Annotated in this window: 15 protein-coding genes and 3 pseudogenes; 13 read left to right on the top strand and 5 right to left on the bottom strand. The window is 69.6% G+C overall.

Going from position 1 to position 17023, the window contains the following annotated elements; genetic code table 11:
* Positions 1–104: 104 nt before the first annotated feature.
* A pseudogene (locus tag ACWEK3_RS07070) lies at positions 105–1131 on the bottom strand (winged helix DNA-binding domain-containing protein).
* 83 nt (positions 1132–1214) lie between these two features.
* On the bottom strand, positions 1215–1637 hold the full coding sequence (locus ACWEK3_RS07065; RefSeq protein ID WP_453249112.1) for a VOC family protein: 423 nt from the start codon (positions 1635–1637) through the stop codon (positions 1215–1217).
* A 52-nt stretch (positions 1638–1689) separates the two neighbouring features.
* Here ACWEK3_RS07065 and ACWEK3_RS07060 point away from each other — a divergent pair.
* Both ACWEK3_RS07060 and ACWEK3_RS07055 read left to right on the top strand, forming a co-directional pair.
* Positions 1690–2112: pseudogene (locus ACWEK3_RS07060) on the top strand (helix-turn-helix transcriptional regulator); the annotation flags it as partial.
* 379 nt (positions 2113–2491) lie between these two features.
* Positions 2492–4396, top strand: coding sequence for an SMI1/KNR4 family protein (locus tag ACWEK3_RS07055; RefSeq protein ID WP_453249111.1), 1905 nt, complete (start codon positions 2492–2494; stop codon positions 4394–4396).
* An 81-nt stretch (positions 4397–4477) separates the two neighbouring features.
* On the opposite strand, the gene ACWEK3_RS07050 is transcribed toward ACWEK3_RS07055, so the two are convergent.
* The gene (locus ACWEK3_RS07050) at positions 4478–7192 is read right to left on the bottom strand and encodes an AAA family ATPase (RefSeq protein WP_453249110.1); all 2715 of its coding nucleotides are present in this window, start codon (positions 7190–7192) and stop codon (positions 4478–4480) included.
* 580 nt (positions 7193–7772) lie between these two features.
* On the opposite strand from ACWEK3_RS07050, the gene ACWEK3_RS07045 reads away from it, so the two are divergent.
* From ACWEK3_RS07045 to ACWEK3_RS07025, 5 genes are all read left to right on the top strand, one after another.
* On the top strand, positions 7773–8525 hold the full coding sequence (locus ACWEK3_RS07045) for a hypothetical protein (RefSeq protein WP_453249109.1): 753 nt from the start codon (positions 7773–7775) through the stop codon (positions 8523–8525).
* A gap of 367 nt (positions 8526–8892) precedes the next feature.
* Positions 8893–9126 carry a heavy-metal-associated domain-containing protein gene (locus ACWEK3_RS07040; protein WP_453249108.1) on the top strand — a complete coding sequence of 78 codons (234 nt, stop codon included), beginning with the start codon at positions 8893–8895 and terminating at the stop codon, positions 9124–9126.
* A gap of 26 nt (positions 9127–9152) precedes the next feature.
* Positions 9153–9608 (top strand): hypothetical protein, encoded by a 456-nt coding sequence (locus ACWEK3_RS07035; protein WP_450540467.1) that lies wholly within the window; start codon positions 9153–9155, stop codon positions 9606–9608.
* A 94-nt stretch (positions 9609–9702) separates the two neighbouring features.
* Entirely contained in the window at positions 9703–10059 is a 357-nt protein-coding gene (locus ACWEK3_RS07030) for a hypothetical protein (RefSeq protein WP_450540465.1), read from the top strand.
* A 120-nt stretch (positions 10060–10179) separates the two neighbouring features.
* On the top strand, positions 10180–10974 hold the full coding sequence (locus ACWEK3_RS07025) for a hypothetical protein (RefSeq protein ID WP_453249107.1): 795 nt from the start codon (positions 10180–10182) through the stop codon (positions 10972–10974).
* Positions 10975–11038: 64 nt separating this feature from the next.
* Here ACWEK3_RS07025 and ACWEK3_RS07020 read toward each other — a convergent pair.
* Positions 11039–11294 (bottom strand): annotated as a pseudogene (locus ACWEK3_RS07020) (IS1380 family transposase); the annotation flags it as partial.
* A 156-nt stretch (positions 11295–11450) separates the two neighbouring features.
* Here ACWEK3_RS07020 and ACWEK3_RS07015 point away from each other — a divergent pair.
* Positions 11451–11741, top strand: coding sequence for a EutN/CcmL family microcompartment protein (locus ACWEK3_RS07015; protein ID WP_453249106.1), 291 nt, complete (start codon positions 11451–11453; stop codon positions 11739–11741).
* 74 nt (positions 11742–11815) lie between these two features.
* Here the strand turns inward: ACWEK3_RS07015 and ACWEK3_RS07010 are convergent, their stop codons facing one another.
* Positions 11816–12097: a hypothetical protein gene (locus ACWEK3_RS07010; RefSeq protein ID WP_453249105.1), complete on the bottom strand. Its 282-nt coding sequence runs from the start codon at positions 12095–12097 to the stop codon at positions 11816–11818.
* An 81-nt stretch (positions 12098–12178) separates the two neighbouring features.
* Here ACWEK3_RS07010 and ACWEK3_RS07005 point away from each other — a divergent pair, with 81 nt between their 5' ends.
* Genes ACWEK3_RS07005 through ACWEK3_RS06985 form a run of 5 tightly spaced genes read left to right on the top strand, consistent with a single transcriptional unit; the run spans position 12179 to position 17017 of the window.
* Positions 12179–12730, top strand: a complete 552-nt coding sequence (locus tag ACWEK3_RS07005; RefSeq protein ID WP_450540457.1) for a 2-oxo-4-hydroxy-4-carboxy-5-ureidoimidazoline decarboxylase — start codon at positions 12179–12181, stop codon at positions 12728–12730.
* A 26-nt stretch (positions 12731–12756) separates the two neighbouring features.
* Entirely contained in the window at positions 12757–13848 is a 1092-nt protein-coding gene (locus ACWEK3_RS07000; RefSeq protein ID WP_450540455.1) for a sugar phosphate isomerase/epimerase family protein, read from the top strand.
* A complete protein-coding gene (locus tag ACWEK3_RS06995; RefSeq protein ID WP_450540453.1) occupies positions 13848–14891 on the top strand; it encodes a sugar phosphate isomerase/epimerase family protein in 1044 nt (347 codons plus the stop codon). The genes ACWEK3_RS07000 and ACWEK3_RS06995 overlap by 1 nt, the downstream gene beginning before the upstream one ends.
* Entirely contained in the window at positions 14888–16075 is a 1188-nt protein-coding gene (locus tag ACWEK3_RS06990) for an ABC transporter substrate-binding protein (protein ID WP_453249104.1), read from the top strand. Before ACWEK3_RS06995 ends, ACWEK3_RS06990 begins: the two co-directional genes overlap by 4 nt.
* A gap of 57 nt (positions 16076–16132) precedes the next feature.
* A complete protein-coding gene (locus ACWEK3_RS06985; RefSeq protein ID WP_384432090.1) occupies positions 16133–17017 on the top strand; it encodes a branched-chain amino acid ABC transporter permease in 885 nt (294 codons plus the stop codon).
* Positions 17018–17023 lie beyond the last annotated feature (6 nt).

The raw sequence follows: 17023 nt of genomic DNA, 5'->3' as shown, positions 1-17023 counted from the left end.
AGGTGTATGTCGTTACCAGGGCAGGATCGCCGCTTGGGGCGGAGCTACGGCACGGCCTCGACGGACTTGGCGGTGGCAAGGAAATCCGCCAGCAGCCCGGCTTCCTACCTCATCATGGAGTTTTCCTGGGGCGACAGGGCTCTCAGCGGTGTGACCCGTACGCGTTCGCCGTCCGTGGCCCAGGTTGCAGCGACTCGTCCGTCGACGAGCACGACGCGCCGGCCGGCTACGGAGAGGCCGAGGTGTGCGTCGTCGATGATGCGGCTGCGGTCGTCGTAGCCGAGGATCGCGTTGTCGAAGGCGGGCAGGAAGCGAATGGGTGCGGGGGTGTCGGCGTCCGGTCGTGGGGCGTCGGGCAGGTCGAGCAGTTCACGTCCGCGTTCATCTCGGAAACCGACGAGTTCCTCGCGGATGGCCTTGACCGCTCTGGGCAGGCCGGCCAGACCGCTCCAGGCGCGGATGTGGGCCGTGGCGGCAGGGCCGTAGGCGGCGAGGTAGCGGCGTACCAGCTGCTGGCCGACGAGGTCGGCGTCGTCACCGGAAAGGGGCGCGATGTTCTTGCCGAGCCATGTGGTCAGTGGCACATTGCGGACACCCGCCCTGGTCTGCCACAGGCCACGCGGGGGCAGTTGCGCCATGGGGATCAGGGCCGCGATCAGCAGTTCGCCCAGCGCGCGGCGGGGCGGCTGGGGCCAGCGGTCCTCCAGGGCGGACACGAGTTCGGCCATCGTGCGAGGCCGGCCGTCGGCCATGGCGGTCAGCCCCGCAGCGGCGAGTTCGTCCAGGTCGATGCCTGCCAGATCGCGGCGGTAGGTGCCCAGTACCCGCTGCCGCAGCATGGTGTCGTGGCGGGAGCGCCAGTGGAGTGCGTCCGTGGCGGTGACCAGGTGGATCGTGCGGCGCATCAGATGCGTGCGCACGACATGCCGCCGGGTCAGTGCGTGGTCGAGTTGGTCGGGGGGCGAAGTCCTGCATCCGTGACCACAGCCCGATGAAGGGCTCTTGTGGTTCTTGTGCCTGGAGCCCGCACAGGTGAGCCACGGCGTCGGTGACCGTCGCGGCGCTGCGTTCGAGCAGGTCCTTGCGGGCGAGGGTGGCCCGGTTGAGATCGCGTCGGGTGAGAACGGCCATGGGAACTACCGCCCCGGCAGGCAACAGCCCCCGGGCCGCGAGCGGTACATGCGCGGCCCGGGGGACGTGTCGGCGGGGATGGGTCAGCCGTTGTAGGGCGGGGTGACGTCCAGAACCCAGGTCACGCCGAAGCGGTCGGTGAGCATCCCATACAGCGGCGCCCACTGGGCCCTGTCCAGCGGGCGCACGATGGTGGAGCCCTGGGCGAGCTTGTCCCACAGGGCGCTGACCTCGTCGGCGTCGTCCCCGCGCACAGAGACGAAGAACTGGTTTTTCCCCTGGTCCCAGGGCAGCTGGGAGGGCACGTCGTAGGCCATGACGTGGAATCCGTTGCCGCCGGCCACCTCACCCCACATCACCCAGTCCGCCTCGCTCTCGTTCTGTACCGCACCCGCGTCCTTGTAGGTCACGGCGACGGACCGGCCGCCGAACACGGACTGGTAGAAAACCAGCGCCTCGCGTGCCTGGCCCCGGAAGTTCAGGTGAGTGGTGGTCGTGACAGACATGGCGCTTCTCCTCGCAACCGATGGCGCGGGCGCGACCGGGCAGCCGCCGCCCGCCTGGGACCTCGACCGAGAGGACTGGCGCACCTTCCGCGCCGACCGCATCAGCGTCCGCACCCCCAACGGACCACGCTTCACTCCCAGGCCGCTCCCCAACGACGACGTATCCGCCTTCATCACCGGCCGCTTCCGCGGCACGGACGGCACAACCGCCGACTGGCCGTGCCGAGGCGAGGCCATCCTCCACCTGTCCGCACACGCCGTCGCCCCCTTCACGCCCGACGGCATCGTCGAAGAACTCGGCCCCAACCGATGCCGTGTCATCCTCGGCTCCTGGTCATGGACCGGACTCGCCGCCATCCTCGGCCGCTACGACGCCGCAATCGAAGACGTAAGCCCAACCCAACTCGCCACCGCTTTCGCCCTCCTCGCCAAGCGCTACGCACGCGCAGCACAGGCGAACACCAGCACCACATGATGGTCGACTGCGAAAGCTCCTTGCTCGCCATCACGATGGGAGAAGGACGCGCGTGCGCGCAGAGTCGAGGGCGGCCCCTACCCAGGGCGCAGAGTGCGGGGCCGCCCGAGCCTCGCGTCCTGTCAGCGCGGGGCACTCTTCGAACGCTAGAACCCAGTCCCCGGCTTCGCTCCTCCGGTGTGTCGGCCGAGTGAGTGCTGGCCACGGCTTCTCTCAGAGCGAGGCGCCACCGGCCGCGCTCGCGACGCCATGAGCCAGGCTCCCCGGGTCGGCTCCCGGTCTCTGCCGTACCGGAGCGACAGCTCGCCCGGAGTAATCGTGGCCATGGGCGAGGCGCCTCGCCGGACCCGTTGTCAGTGCCGGATGACACCATCCGGCCATGAGTGGCGAGTCTTTCAACTGGCACGATTTCCTTGGACGTTGGCAGGAGGAGTGGGTTCCGCGCGCGGGCGGGGACGAAGACGAGGACGGCGGGCAGACCGTCGTTCCCCTGGGCAGGCCCGGGGCGGACGAGGCGGCGATCGCCGCGGTCGAGGAGCGGCTGGGGCGGCGGCTGCCGCCCTCGTACCGGGAGTTCCTGGCCGTGAGTGACGGGTGGCACGTGGAGCAGACGGCCGGGGTCTATCAGCTCGGCGGCGCCGCGGACATCGACTGGTTCCAGGATCCGTTCGGCATGACCCCGATGTACGAGGAGAACCTGGGCGACGACCCGCGCAAGGAGGACGTCCTGCTGGCCGGGATGTGGCGACGGGCGCTACAGCTGGAGACGGACTCCGACATGTCGTACGTCCTGCTCGACCCGGGCGACAGTGACCAGGACGGTGAGTGGGCGCTGTACGTCTACAAGGGCTGGAGTGGTGAACTGCCGGACCGTTACCCGTCGTTCCGCGCGTACATGGAGGCCATGTACCGCGGCTTCCACTCCGACCGAGTGGAGAGACCCGACTTCGTGAACGCGACCACGCGCGCCCAGGACGCCCATGTGGAGGAGGCCCGGCTGCTGGCCCTGAGCGGACAGTACGAGGAGGCCCTTCCCCTGCTCGAGGAGGCGCTGTCCTTCGGACGGCCGCGGAGCGCCGTCCTGCTGAACCAGCTCCGGCATCTGCTGGCTCCGCACAGCTCCCGGGGGTACGGCAACCTGGTGGCCGACCCGCGCTATACGCCCGAGATTCTGCCCGTGGAGGCCATGACACCGGCACGCGGTGAATGGCGGCTGGGCGGGGACGACCACTGGCTCGGGATGATGACCGCCCGCGGGGCCGCCCGGAAGACCGCCGAAGCCGTACTGAGCACGATGCGGGACGGCACCCATCGCTACGCGCCTCCCGGTCCATGGGGACGGGCCGTCGCCGAGGCCCGGGAGTCGGCCCGTTGGGGGTCGACCGACGCCGCGTGGCGGGTGCTGCGGGACGCGCTGCCGCTCTGGGAGGCGCCCGGGCCCTCGCTGATCGCCCCGATCGGCCTGCTCGCCGATCCGGTCCTGGGTCCGCTGATCACCCCGGAGCGCGGACGGGAAATCCTCGCGACACCGAGGGCCGGGGAGACGGGACCAGCTCCAGAACCGGTGCCCGATCTCGACCCGCCGGGCCTCGCCTGGCTGACGGAGCCCGCGGCGAACCGGCAGCCGCTCGACGGATACCGCTGTGTCTGGGTCGAGGGGATCGACCCCGCCCGCCTGCCCGCCCTGATCGGCGAGGAAGGCGCCGAACTGACCGCGCCCACGGATCTGCGCAAGGCGTCCTGGCGGGCACCCCAGCCCCACGAGCGGGAGGGCGTGAAACTCTGGGAGGACCGGCCCGTGGTCGCCGCCGGCCGGACCGCCGACGCGTGGGCCTTCGCCTTCGACGGCCACTCCCACCGCCACCTGAACAAGCTGTTCCTGTCTCCCGCTCCGGCCGCCTCCTCGTCCGGCCGTGCGGTGGTGGTGTGGCGCGACCCGAGGCGCTCGACCCCGGGCGACCACCCGGCCGCGTTCCACCTGTCGGTGGCCGAACAGGGCGAGGAGCTCTACGCGTTCACCGTGCGGGGTTCGGAGATCCAGCGCTCCGGCGCGATACCCGAGGCCCTGGACCCCGCACGGCTGTTCCGCTTGGAGGACACCGAACAGGACCGCGAACGGCGCGTGTTGGAGGCTCTGCACACCGAACTCGGGCTCTCGCTGCCCCGCTTCGCGCTGACCGAAGGCCGGCTCCGGACCTTCACCACCCGGTCCTGGACCCGGGCGCCACGCGCGGGCGAGGGCTTCGCCTACGCCTACGTCGGTTTCGTGCGGCACCGGCCCTGAACTCGGGCGGGCCCGCATCCCCGGTGGAAGGCGGGCCCGCCGCCGACGACCGGCTGTGGCTCAGGTGCGGGTCCGTGCCGGTCAGAGGTCGAGTGGGAGAGCGGTGAGCTCGGCGCGGGAGGTGACGCCCAACTTGGCGTAGCAGTTTCGCAAGTGGAAGTCGACGGTACGTGAACTGACGAACAGCTGCGCGGCCGCGTCCCGGTTCGACAGGCCCTGCCGGACCAGGGCGGCGACCTGGCGTTCCTGGGGGGTCAGCTCGGTGGCGGTGGCGACGTCGCGGCGGCGGACGCTCTCGCCGGAGGCGCGCAGCTCTTGCGCGGCCCGCTGAGCCCATGAGGTGGCGCCGAGGCCCTCGAACAGCGCCAGCGCGGTGCGCAGGTGCTCGCGGGCGTCAACCCTGCGGCGGGCACGGCGCAGGTGTTCGCCGAAGGCCAGATGGGTGCGGGCCCGGTTGGGCAGCCGCGGCGAGCCGGTGTGCGCGGCGAGTGCTCGCTGGAAGTGGGCCTCGGCGTCGCTGTCGGCTGCGAGCAGGGCACGGCCGTGTTCGACGACCGCGGTCGCGCCCTGCAGCCCGGTGCCCGCGGCGAACTGCTCCAGCTCGGCCAGCCAGGTGCGGGCGAGTCCGGGGCGGTTGCCGCGGATGGCGGCGTCGAACAGGTCGAGGGCGGCCAGGCGGCGGTAGGCCGGCCCTTCGATTTGCTCGAGGTGGTGCAGCGCGGTCGCCGGCTGCGTGGCCGCGCGCAGCCCGCGGGTCCAGTGCGTCAGGTCGGCGACGAGGCCGTCGGTGATGCCGACCGGGTGCTTGTCCCGGATCTCGGTGACCTTGTCCAGGTGGCGGTCGGTGACGTCGTCTCCGCGCAGCGCCGCGACCAGGGCGAGTTGCGCGGTGGGCAGTGCGGTCAGCCCCGGGTGGCCGGTGCCGACGGCCAGCGGCAGCGCCTCGGCGGCGGCACCGGCGGCCTTCGGCCAGGCGCCGGTCGCGATCTGGAAGTGGGCGCCGCGGGTGAGGGCGTGCTCGACCATGTTCAGCGCGCCGGCACGGCGGGCAGCGGTCAGTTGCTGTTCGTGCAGCCGCAGTCCTCGTTCGTCATCGTCGATCAGCATTGCGGCGATGCCCAGGTTGGGTTGCAGCAGGTGGTCCTCGACCGGGACGGCGTCGGTGAGGCCGAACGCGGACCGGAAGGATTCCGCGGCGGCCGCCCAGTCGCTGCGGGCGACGGCGCCGAAGCCGTGCAGGAGCACCCAGGCGGCCCGCACCCGGGGCGGCGCGTCCGGCGCGGGCTCGGCCACCAGCGCGGTCGCGTCCACCGCGCGCGGGGATCGGGCGCCGAACGCCGCCAGCGACGCGGCGAGCATCGCCAGCTGAGCCACCAGTGCAGCGTCCCCGTCGGCGGCGACCCCGGCGGCCTGCAGGATGAGGTCGTAGCCGTCGTTCAGCGAGCGGGCGTTCCACTCGATCTGCCCCTGCAGCGCCAGCAGTTGCGCACGCGCCGACGGATCGGTCACGTCCGCCGCGGCGGCCTGGGCGAGTGCCGAGGCGCGCGAGGGGTGCGCGCCCAGCCAGGCCGAGGACGCGGCCAGGTACAGCCTCCGGCCGCGGGCCTCACCCCCGGCGGTGAGCTCGGCGGCGCGGGCCCACGCGGCGGCCGACGCCTCGTGGCCACCGCGGGCCGCAGCGCGCTCGGCGACCCCGTCGAGGGCGGTGACGACATCCTCGTCCGGCCGGTCGGCGGCGGCGGCCAGGTGCCAGGCACGCCGCTCGGGGTCGCCGGTCAGCACGTCGGCGAGGGCACGGTGCGCGGCGCGGCGCTGCGCGCTGGTGGCCGCCCGGTAGACCGCCGAGCGCACCAGCGGGTGGTAGAGGGAGACGGCGTCGCCGTCGACGCGCAGCAACCCGGACAGCTCCACCGCGTCGAGGGCGGTATCAGCGGCGCCGAGGCGTTCGGCGGCGTCGCGGACCACAGTCAGGCGGGTGGTGTCGTCGGTCGCTGCGACCAGCAGGAACCGCTGCGCGGTCTCGCCGAGGCGGCGGTAGCGGTCGAGGAAGGCGCGCTGCACGCCGCCGGTCAGCGGCAGCGGGGTGGGCAGCGGCGCCCGGCCGGTCAGTTGGTCGGCGGTGAGCACCCCGGCCAGTTCGACCAGCGCGAGCGGATTGCCGCCGGTGCCCGCCACCAGGTGGTCGCGAGCCGCCGGATCGATGTCGGTCCCGGTGTGTTCGGACAGCAGCGCCTGGGCGTCGGCACCGGTCACGCCGCCGAGCACGATGGTGGGCAGGTCGCCCGCGTCGAAGCGGCGGGCGTCGCCGTCGCGGGCGGCGAACAGCAGCGCCACGCGTTCCGCCTGCAGTCGGCGGGCGGCGAACAGCAGCGCCGCGGCCGACGCGTCGTCGAGCCAGTGCGCGTCGTCGACGACGACCAGCAGCGGGGCCTCTTCGGCAGCGTCGGCGAGGAGGCTCAGTGTGCCGAGGAACGCCCGGAAGCGGTCGCCCTCGCCCTCGGTCTCACCCATCGCCGCGCGCAGTGCCGCGGCCTGCGGCGCCGGTAGGGCATCGATGCGGGTGCGCAGCGGCCACAGCAGCCGTTGCAGGGCGGCGAAGGCCAGCGGCGATTCGGACTCCACACCGGAGGTGCGCAGCACCCGCAGGTCCAACGCGGTTGCCAACGCGTCGTCCAGCAGCGCCGACTTGCCGACGCCGGCGACGCCACGCACCACCAGCGTGCCGCCGCTGCCGGTGCGGGCGGCGTCGAGCAGGGCGGCGATCGCCGCGCGTTCAGGATCCCGTCCGGCCAGCACGAGCCCAACGGTACCGAACGTGCTGGCGAAAACACCGGCGCGAGTGATCACGTGCGGCGAGCGTGGCAACCGGCCACCACTCCCGGTCGAGGAGGATCCCTGTCGACCCACCTCGCCGCCGAACCCACCCACCTCGCCGCGAACCGGCGCCCCCTCGCACAGGCACCGGTCGCCCCATGCGCCGGCCGCACACAACTCGGCCGCCGGCGCCCGCGCCCTGATCCTCGGTGCCCTGGTCGGCCGCAGGCGTGCTGCCGGCCGCCTGTGCCGGCCGCACCTCCGACGCCGCTTCGGGCTGCCCGGCTTCTTGCTCGTCGGCGCCGGCGTCGGGCCCATGTCCGTCGCCATCGACGTCGTCTGGCAGCCACGGAGCGCACCGTCACCGACCGGGCCGACCCTGGCGGAAAACCCGGCGATTTCCCCGGTGAGACGCACCCACCCTCGGGCCGACGCTGGTCACCGTCACCGTCACCGCCTCTCGCCCCCTGGACCGCGACGCCATCGCTGCCGCCGTCGACGAGGCGGGATACGCCCTCGTCCCATGACTCCGCCCATTCCGCACGCCACCTGGAGGACTGCCGTGCCCAGTACACTGCCCGCTCTCAGCGCCACCCCCGCGCACACCGAAACCCTGGCGCACCGCTCGTCGCTGCGTCTGTCCGCCACGCTGCTGCTCGTGGGACAACTCCTGTACATCGTGGTCACCCAGTTCCACACCGATGGGGACGCGAACGATCACCCCGCCGTGTTCACCGAGTACGCCGACAGCGGGATCTGGACGGTCGTGCACCTCGGCCAGTTCGCGGGCATGGCGGTGCTCCTCGCGGGGCTGCTCGCCCTGTTCTTCGCCCTGGACCTCCAGGCCGCAACAGCCAGATGGGCGGGGCGATTCGGTGCCGCTTCGGCGGTGGCGGCACTGGCGCTGTACGGCGTCCTCCAGGCCGTGGACGGGGTGGCCCTCAAACAGGCGGTGAACGCGTGGGCGAGCGCCCCGTACGCCGAGAAGCCGACGCGCTTCGCGGGCGCCGAGGCGATCCGCTGGCTTGAGTGGGGGGTGAGGAGCTACCACAACTTCGCCCTGGGCCTCGCTTTGCTCCTGTTCGCGGCCGCGGTCATGCGGACGGCTTGGGTCCCGCGGCCAATCGGCCACCTGATGGGGTTTTCCGGCCTCGCCTATCTGGTGCAGGGCTGGGTGGTCGGCTCCGCGGGCTTCTCGGGAACGGAGACGATCGCAATCGTGCTGGCCTTCGTCCTGGACGTGGCGTGGATGAGCTGGCTGGCCGTGGTCGCCTGGCGGATGCGGGATGCGCTGGCCCCGTCGCCCGGCCGATGAACGCGTGGGCCGCGCGGCGCCGGCCACCTCCGACATCGCCGGCGAGCGCGCCAACGCGAGGCGGAGATCGCTTCATCGCAGCACGCCGTACATGACAGCCATGACTGAGCCCACTCCCTGCCTTCGACCAGCCACGGACCGCGATGGCCGTCTCATCCGCCCCACCCGCGGCGGCCGATGCGACGCAGGAAGCCCACCTCAACACCGGCGAACGCTCAGAACCGGCACGGCGTCCCCGGCCACGGCCCCGGCGGACAGGGCCACCGGCCCGGCCCGATCCCGGCGATTTCCCCGGTGAGACACACCCGCTCCGGGGCGGACTCTTCTACCTGACCGCACCACCACCACGCAAATCGAGGAGTTCCCCTTGCTCTCCGGTACCCCCCGCACCTTCATCGGCTCGACCACCTTCGAGGTCAGCGGTATGACCTGCGTGCATGGCGTCCGCTCCGTCATCGAGGAGATCTCCAGCGTCGCCGGCGTCGAGTCCGTCGCCGTCGACCTGGCCACCGGCAGCGTCACCGTCACCGCCTCCCAGCCGGTCGACCGCGCCGACGTCTCTGCCGCAGTCGACGAGGCCGGCTACGCCCTCGTCCCGTGACCCGCGCCTATCCCTGGAGACACACCGTGCACATCGAAGCCACACCCCCGAGCGCTGCCCTCGCGCCCACCGACGCCGTGACACACAACGACCACCGCCTGAGCGCCAAGAAGTTCGCCCTGCACTTCGCCGAGATGACCGTGGCGATGGCCGTCGGCATGGTCGTCCTGCACCCGGTATGGATGTTCGTCCTCGACGCCCTCGGCGCCGCCGCCCTGATGCACAACCCGTACACCGGCGCGCTGATCATGGCGACGAACATGACGGTGGCCATGTCCGCGTGGATGAGGTTCCGCGGCCACCGCTGGCAGCCCATCGCCGAAATGGGCGCGGCCATGTACGTGCCCTTCCTGGTGTTGTTCGTGCCGTTGGCGCTCGAGCTCATCGACACCGGCGCCCTGATGCTGTGGGGCCACCTGCTCATGCTCCCGGCCATGGCCGTGGCCATGCTGCTGCGCCCGCACGAGTACGCCCACTGCTGAGGCCCCTGCCCTGGCCCGGCGACGTCGTTGACACCGGCGTCGACACGCCGCCCCCGCGCCGGTGACCCTCACCGAAGGTCCACGCAGCACCGTCGTGAACGGCGTCCGCGTGCGGCTCGACGGCGATGCCAAGGTCGGCGGGCGCTGCGACTTGCACTACATGTTCAGCGACGCCGCCACGGGCCGCCCGGTTGACGACCTGCAGTCCTACCTGGCCTCCGCCGGCCACATCGTGGTCATGCGCGCCGATGGGCGGACCTTCGCCCACGAGCACGCCGAGGCCACCGGCGCCGACAGCCTCCCGGTCTTCGCCCTGCCCGCCCAGACCTTCGGCCCCGAACTCGACGTGCACGCGGAGTTCCTCACCGCCGGGACCTACCAATTGTGGGCGCAGTTCGGGCTCGTCGACGGTGACGTGGTCACCGTGCCGTTCACCGTCCAAGCCGGCTGACCGGGCCCGCGGCCCGGGCAACGAATCTGGGGGAGGTGTTGGGTCCGACGCACCTCCCGTCGACGACAGATACACCTGTGAGCATGTCCAGTGTCAGTGCGGTGCGTTTCACTGTCCGCCATGGAGCTCACACAAGCGACCGTCAACGACCTGCTGGCCCAGCTCGGCTCGAGGGACGGTTACATGTACCTGCCCCTCGACCTGGATTCGCAGGACCTGACCGATCTGCTCGGCGACAGGTACGGCGCCCCGCGCACCCTCGTCCTTGGCGGCTTCACCGATCCGACGGTCGACGAGTCCGGGGGCGCCGCTCTCCTCGTCCCCTTCGAGGACCGGGCCGTCACGATACGGGCGTGGGCGTACGGGGATCAGTGGGTCGGCACGGGTACGGCGCGGGACGCCGAGGGGATCGAGCGGCCGGTGCTGGTGGTCGCTCACAGGGAGGTGCCCGAGCCCTTGGCGGTCGCTCCGGACGAGGACGTCGACTGGATGGAGCGGCTCATCCGGATCACCGGCTGGACACAGCCCGCCCGGCGGCCGGACGTGGACTGGGCGGAGGTGGAGTCGCGCCTGGGCACCGCGCTGCCGAGCGACTACAAGCGCATGGTCGAGACGTTCGGCGAGGGCGCCTTCGACGGATATCTGCACCTGAACCAGGAGCCGTGGACGTCTCTCAGGGAGGACGGTCTCCTCATCTGGGCGGGTACTGAGGACGAGTACCTGTACTGCTGGAGGGTCGACGGCGACGACCCCGACCGTTGGCCCGTCGTGGTCCAGTCCTTCGACGACGAGGACTCCTTCGACTGCCAGGCCGCGGAGTTCGTCTGCCGCATCCTGATCGAGCTGCACCACCCGTTCACGATGGCCCGCTATTTCGACACCCACTGGTTCATGAACTACCGGGAAGACGACTGAACCCAGCCGCGCACGGCATCCGCGGGGAACAGGGCCGAGCCTGCAGCCAACTTCCGGACGTGCTGCGGGTTTCGGCCAATGCCGCGCGGATCGCCGTCAGTGCCTTCTCGCCAGCGGTGGCGAGGTCATGTCGATCAGGCTGGAAACCATCGGGTCGGTGGCGACCGGTCCGGGCACGGCCGGCCAGCCCGCAGCAGTGCGACGCCGGTGAGACAGTTCCCGCCGAGTGCGACCGCCGGCGCGAGATCCAGGGGGATCCTGCCCGGGTCGTGGACGGTCCGCGGCTGCCGCCAGGGGGCGAGCGCCGCGGAGATGGCCTCGACCTGGGCAATACTCATTGCCACTGGTCAGAGGCGCTTTTTGCTAGCCGACCGCCCGTTGGGCAGTCCGCTTCATGAGAGTGCGAGGCCAAGTTGATACACCCGCTCGCGCCAAAGGTCTTCCCACAGATGTTAGACGTCTGCTAATCATGTCACATGATGAATCGCCGGGCTGTCACGGTGATCGCCAAGGTGATCGGCTTTGCGATCTCCACGCTCAAAGTGTCGGGCCTGCATGGCTCAAATTACATGCTCGTGTACGACTCTGACGTCAAGCGCAAACCGTCGGGCAAACCCGTCATCGCCGGTGGCTCCCGAGCCGGACAGACGGCGTTCGTCGCCCCAGCAAGTGCCGCCCGTGCGGCCGAAGCTCACGCGGGTCGGCAGAGCGGTCCACATCAACCTCCGCGACGACTCGGTAAGCAACGTCTCCGTGCTCGTCCCTGATCACACACCGACCGCCTACACCAATCCGGCCGTGATCGAGGCCGAGACCGCTGTAGCTGTCAACCTCATACACGTCACCTCAGCCGCCCGTCCTTGGCTGCCGCTGGGCAGCCGGCTCTGAGGCCGACCTTCTGATCACGCGCGACGCCGCCGTCGACGCTCTGTAGAACGGCGATGGCTGGGGCTGAACTCAAGAGGCGCTTCGTCGTCACGAACGCCGTCGGTACTCCGGCACCGGTGCGGACCGGCCGCCGGCGCTCGACCTCCTTCTCCGGGAACCGGATCGTCAAGGCCTGGCTGCAGCCGCACTGCGTCGGCTCGTTCCTCCACCCCTGTGAGCCCAACTCGGCCCTCATGCCACGGGTATCGACGAGGCTCTCGACGGCGTGCCCGCCCCCATCCCCTTCCGACACCTTTCGTCAAGCAAGGAGCCAGTCATGAATAGCGCGGCCGGCATCACCGACAGCGGCTTGGCCATCGTGAACTCGATGCCGAGTGAGGAACTCGTTCAGACACTCTTCGACTCCTGCCACCTACCGGTACTCGCATGGGCTGAGAACGTCGAAGCCGCGCGGCCCTACGACACCGTTGAGGGTCTGCTCAGCCGCGCCACGAGCGCAGTCGACGGACTCAGCCAGGAGGAAGTGGTCGCCGCACACACCGGCCTGACCCGGATCGGCGCCCCGATCGCCGGTACCGACGCTGAGGCTCGCTGGTCACGCTCGGAGTCAGCAGGCGTGGGAACCGAAACGGAACTGCTCGCAAGCCTGGCGGCGGCCAATGAGGCATACGAGGAGCGCTTCGGCCACGTGTTTCTCATCAGCGCCACCGGCCTCTCCGGATGGGACATCGTCGAAGCCATACGGGCACGCCTGGAAAACGACGATGCAGCCGAGACGGAGCAGATCAAGAGCGAGCTCAAGAAGCTCATGGCGATCCGTCTTCCGAAGCTGCTGCATGAGCTGGCCGAGCCGGGCACCTCCCACTGACCCTGATCGAAGAGAGGAATGGACCGATGTCAACCGTGAACGCATCAACCATCCTTCGCACGAGCCCCAAGGTCGGAGTCGACGGACGAAAACTGCCTGAGGGAGCCGAACCCGGTGGGCTCGGCCGGCTGCGTCACGCTGCCGAACTCGGCCTCGACGGGGTCTTTTTCCGCTCGATGTTCGAAATGAGCGAGACACTCGATCCGGGCGAGCTGCGCGAGGTGCGCGCGCTCGCCGACGAGCTCGGCCTCTACCTGGAAGCCGGGGTGGGGAAGGTCAACCCGTACGCAACTCCCGAGACGCCGGAGATCCGGATCCTCGGGGACGGGGATTACCTGCGCGGCATGGAGCACATGATCCAGGCGGCGGCAGACATCGGCATTCACGAGCTCTGGACCGGAACCGCCAACTACAAGTTCGGGTTGCCCGGCTACTTCGTGTTCGACCGGTTCCGCACCGATGCCCCGTGGCCCGACCAGCTCACCGCGACCGTCAAGGTGCTCAAGAGCCTGGCCCCGGTGCTGAACGCGACAGGCTCGCATCTCAACCTCGAGACCCACGAGGAGATCACCAGTTTCGAGCTGGTGCGCATCGTCGAGGAGGTGGGCCCTGACACCGTCGGCATCACCTTCGACATCGGAAACGTGCTGGTCCGGGCAGAGGACCCGGTGCAGGCCGCCCAGCGCGTCGCGCCGTATGTGCGGATGAGCCATGTCAAGGACGCCGGCCTGTACTTCACCGACTTCGGGATCGGCCATCAACTCGTTCCCGTGGGCCAAGGTGTCATCGACTGGGAAGGCGTGTTCGGCGTTCTGTGGCTCGAAGCGCCACACGTCAACCTCTCCATCGAGAATCCCCAGCTGCGCTTCGAGATGCCGCTGCACATCTATGACCCGACCTGGCGCGCGGCGCACCCCGACCTCACGACCGACGAGCTCGCGGCGATCGTTCAGATGACGGTCGCTCACGAGAACAGGATCCGCGACGGGTTGGCGCCCACCCGCGAACAGGTGTACGCCGCGCCGTGCGAGTCGGAAGACCAGCTCGCCTTCATCACCGAGAGTGCGGCGTTCATCCGCGAAACGCTGGCGAAGGTGGCGGGGAGAGGCGACGGCTGATGAGGGTCGGACTTTCCTGTGAGTACTTCCCGGGCAGCCAGGACCGCTCAGCTCGTGCCACCTTGCATCGAGCGGCGGAGGAAGGCCTGGACGGCGTCGCGTTCGCGAGCCCCCTCATGGTGAGCAGCCGGCTGGATCGTTGTGAACTGACGGCGATACGTGACTTGGCGGCCGATCTCGGCCTGTATCTCGAGGTCGGTATCGGTGCCATTGCGACACCGGACCGTGTGATCCCGGCGAGCGAGGCCGAGTCACTGCTCGATGCTTGTCTGGTCCTGGGCAGCACCGAGATCACGGCGTACACGAAGCTCGATCGCTTCGACCCCGGGCACGCGTTCCCGGTTCAGCTGGATGGCGTCGTCACCCTCCTCACGGGGCTCGCCGCAAAAGCACGGAACGCACATGCACACCTCAACCTCGAGACGCACGAGGACCTCACGTCCACCGATGTGCTCCGGGTGGTGCAGGCCGTAGGCCCGGACGTGGCGGGCGTGACCTTCGACCTGGCCAACGCAGTCGTACGCGGCGAGCACCCGCTGCATGTGCTCGAACAGCTCGCGCCCTACGTGCGTCAGACACAGCTCGAGGACGTGACCCTCAGTCTGACGAAGAAGGGTCTGAGACGGCACCTTGCGCCCTGCGGCGGTGGCATCACCGACTGGGCCGAGGTCATCGACGTACTCGGCGGACTGGCAGAACCGCCGAACCTCACTGTCGAACAGCACAGGGGCCAGTTCGACATCGAAGTCTTCGACCCCACCTGGGTCGACGCGCATCCCGATCTCGAGCCGGCCGGAGTGCTCGCGCTCGTGGCCGAGGCGGTGCGCAGTGCCCGTCAGGACAGGGACGGGACGTGGTTGCAGCTCTCCCAGGAGCCACAAGCGCGAGGGGAGCAGGAGTTCTTGGAACACCTTCGGCTCAGCGCGGATCACCTCCGCCTTGTGCTCGCAGAAAGCAGCAGGACCGACCGCATGACAGCGGCCGGGCGAGAGACCGGCCGCCCCCTTGGCGGCGGTGGCACCTATGAGGGAGTACAAGGATGATTCGTGGAACGCGCAAGCGTGCGGCGGGGGTGATGGTCACTCTCTGCCTCGCGCTGTCGGCCTGCACCATGAGCACGGACACCGCCTCGAGCCAACACGACGGGACCGGGCCGATCACCATCGGCTTCATCGGCGGCATGAGCGGTGTGTTCGCGCCGTACGAGAAGCCGGCCCTCGACGGCGCCAAACTGGCCGTCAAGGAGATCAATGCTGCTGGGGGTGTCGACGGTCGCCAGCTCAAGCTGGTCACCGAGGACAACAAGTCGGACATCAACGAGAGCGCGCGTGCCGGACAGGCGATCCTCGACGACGGAGCAGTCGCCTCCCTTGTTCCCGTGGACCTCAACTACGGCGGAGGAGCCGCGCAGGTCATCCAAGGTGCCGGCAAGGTCGCGATGTCGGTCGGGGGTGGCAGCACCCAGTGGGCGAAGTTCGGTCCGCTCGTCTACAACGTCGGCACCACGGCGACCTCGGACGGTGCGGCGATGGCGCAGTTCGCCCACGACAAGGGGATCAAGGACGCCTACCTCATGGTCGACACCATCTCGGACTTCAGTCAGGAGCTCTGCGACGGCTTCAAGACACGGTTCAAAGAGCTCGGTGGCAAGATCCTGGGGAGCGACACGTTCAACAACAAGGACACCTCACTCGGCGCCCAGATCACCCGGATGAAGTCGGCCGCACCGCAGCCGGGCATCATCGCCAACTGCTCGTTTCCTCCTGGTGGCGCCTTGATGGTCAAGCAGCTCCGCGATGCGGGCATCAACTCGCCGTTGATCTCGAGCAACGGAATGGACGGAGACTTCTGGTTCAAGAACTCCATGCCGAAGCTGTCCGGTGTCTACACGGTGGACTGGGCCTCGGTCTGGGGCGATGACCCGGCGCCTGGCGTCAACAAGCTCGTCAAGGACCTGGCCAAGGCGCAGGGCAGCCAACCGCAGAACCAGTTCGGTGTCACGGGCTACATCGCGGTGAAGGCCATCGCGGCGGCCATGAAGAAGGCCGGTTCCACCGACGGCGCCAAGGTGGCCGAGGCGCTCAACTCCTTCAAGCACGAGGACGTGGGCATTCCCCTCACCTTCGACAAGGACTTCCACATGGACCGAACGCGGGAGTACCGCATCCTGCAGGTCGTGAACGGGCGTCCGAAGTTCGTGACCACAGTCAAGACCGCGGGCAACTAGAAACGCATTCGCGTGCGCCGGGCGCCGGCCCGGCCCACGCGGAAGGACGGAGAAGTTGTGACCCAGATACTCCAGTACGTTGTGGACACATTGAGCCTCGGCAGCCTCTACGCCCTGTACGCGTTGGGTATTGCCGTTGTCTTCGGCATCGCCAGGCTCATCAATTTCGCGCACGGCGAACTCATCATGATCGCCGGCTTCACCCTGCTGCTACTCGACGGCTGGCCTCTGCCTCTCCGGCTGGCCGCGGCCTGTGTGGCCGCTTTGATCGCAGCCGTCTTGATGGAGCGGCTGGCGTTTCGGCCCGTCCGAGGTGCCAAGGACGACACATTGCTGATCACGTCGTTCGCGGTGAGCTTCTTCTTGCAGAACCTGTTCATCGTCATGTTCGGGGCGCTGCCCCAGGGCACCCTGCTACTCCCCTCTCTCGGTTCCTCGTTCAACGTCCTCGGGGTCTCCATCGGCAAGCTCGACGCCGCCACGATCATGGTCACCTTCCTCAGCCTCGCGGCTTTGACGCTGTTCCTGACGCGGTCGTCGCTGGGGATCCAGATGCGTGCGTCGGCCGAGAACTTCCGGATGGCCCGGTGCCTGGGTGTTCCCGCCAACCGGGTCATCGCCACCGCGTTCGCGATCAGTGGTCTGCTGGCTGCGTTCGGCGCGGTCATGATGGTCACCCGCACCGGTCTGACTTCGCCGGTCATGGGTGTGACACCCGTGTTCGCGGCCTTCGTCGCGAACATCATCGGTGGTCTCGGGCGCTTGAGCGGGGCCGTGCTCGGCTCGTACCTCCTGGCCAGCCTGACGGTCGCCTTCCAGGCCCTCCTGCCGGTAGGCCCCCGTTCCTACCGCGACGCATTCGTGTTCGGCGCCCTGCTTCTCGTGCTGGTCGCACGGCCGAACGGACTGTTGCGGGCAGTCGCGACGGAGCAGCGAGTCTAAGGAGCG

Source organism: Streptomyces sp. NPDC004721 (genome assembly GCF_053601495.1).
This window is presented reverse-complemented; position numbering and strand designations above follow the sequence as displayed.

Coding starts and splice junctions, on each gene's coding strand:
- ACWEK3_RS07065 (WP_453249112.1), bottom strand. CDS start 1,637: ATGTCTGTCACGACCACCACTCACCTGAACTTCCGGGGCCAGGCACGC.
- ACWEK3_RS07055 (WP_453249111.1), top strand. CDS start 2,492: ATGAGTGGCGAGTCTTTCAACTGGCACGATTTCCTTGGACGTTGGCAG.
- ACWEK3_RS07025 (WP_453249107.1), top strand. CDS start 10,180: ATGGAGCTCACACAAGCGACCGTCAACGACCTGCTGGCCCAGCTCGGC.
- ACWEK3_RS07015 (WP_453249106.1), top strand. CDS start 11,451: ATGATGAATCGCCGGGCTGTCACGGTGATCGCCAAGGTGATCGGCTTT.
- ACWEK3_RS07010 (WP_453249105.1), bottom strand. CDS start 12,097: ATGAGGGCCGAGTTGGGCTCACAGGGGTGGAGGAACGAGCCGACGCAG.
- ACWEK3_RS07005 (WP_450540457.1), top strand. CDS start 12,179: ATGAATAGCGCGGCCGGCATCACCGACAGCGGCTTGGCCATCGTGAAC.
- ACWEK3_RS07000 (WP_450540455.1), top strand. CDS start 12,757: ATGTCAACCGTGAACGCATCAACCATCCTTCGCACGAGCCCCAAGGTC.
- ACWEK3_RS06995 (WP_450540453.1), top strand. CDS start 13,848: ATGAGGGTCGGACTTTCCTGTGAGTACTTCCCGGGCAGCCAGGACCGC.
- ACWEK3_RS06990 (WP_453249104.1), top strand. CDS start 14,888: ATGATTCGTGGAACGCGCAAGCGTGCGGCGGGGGTGATGGTCACTCTC.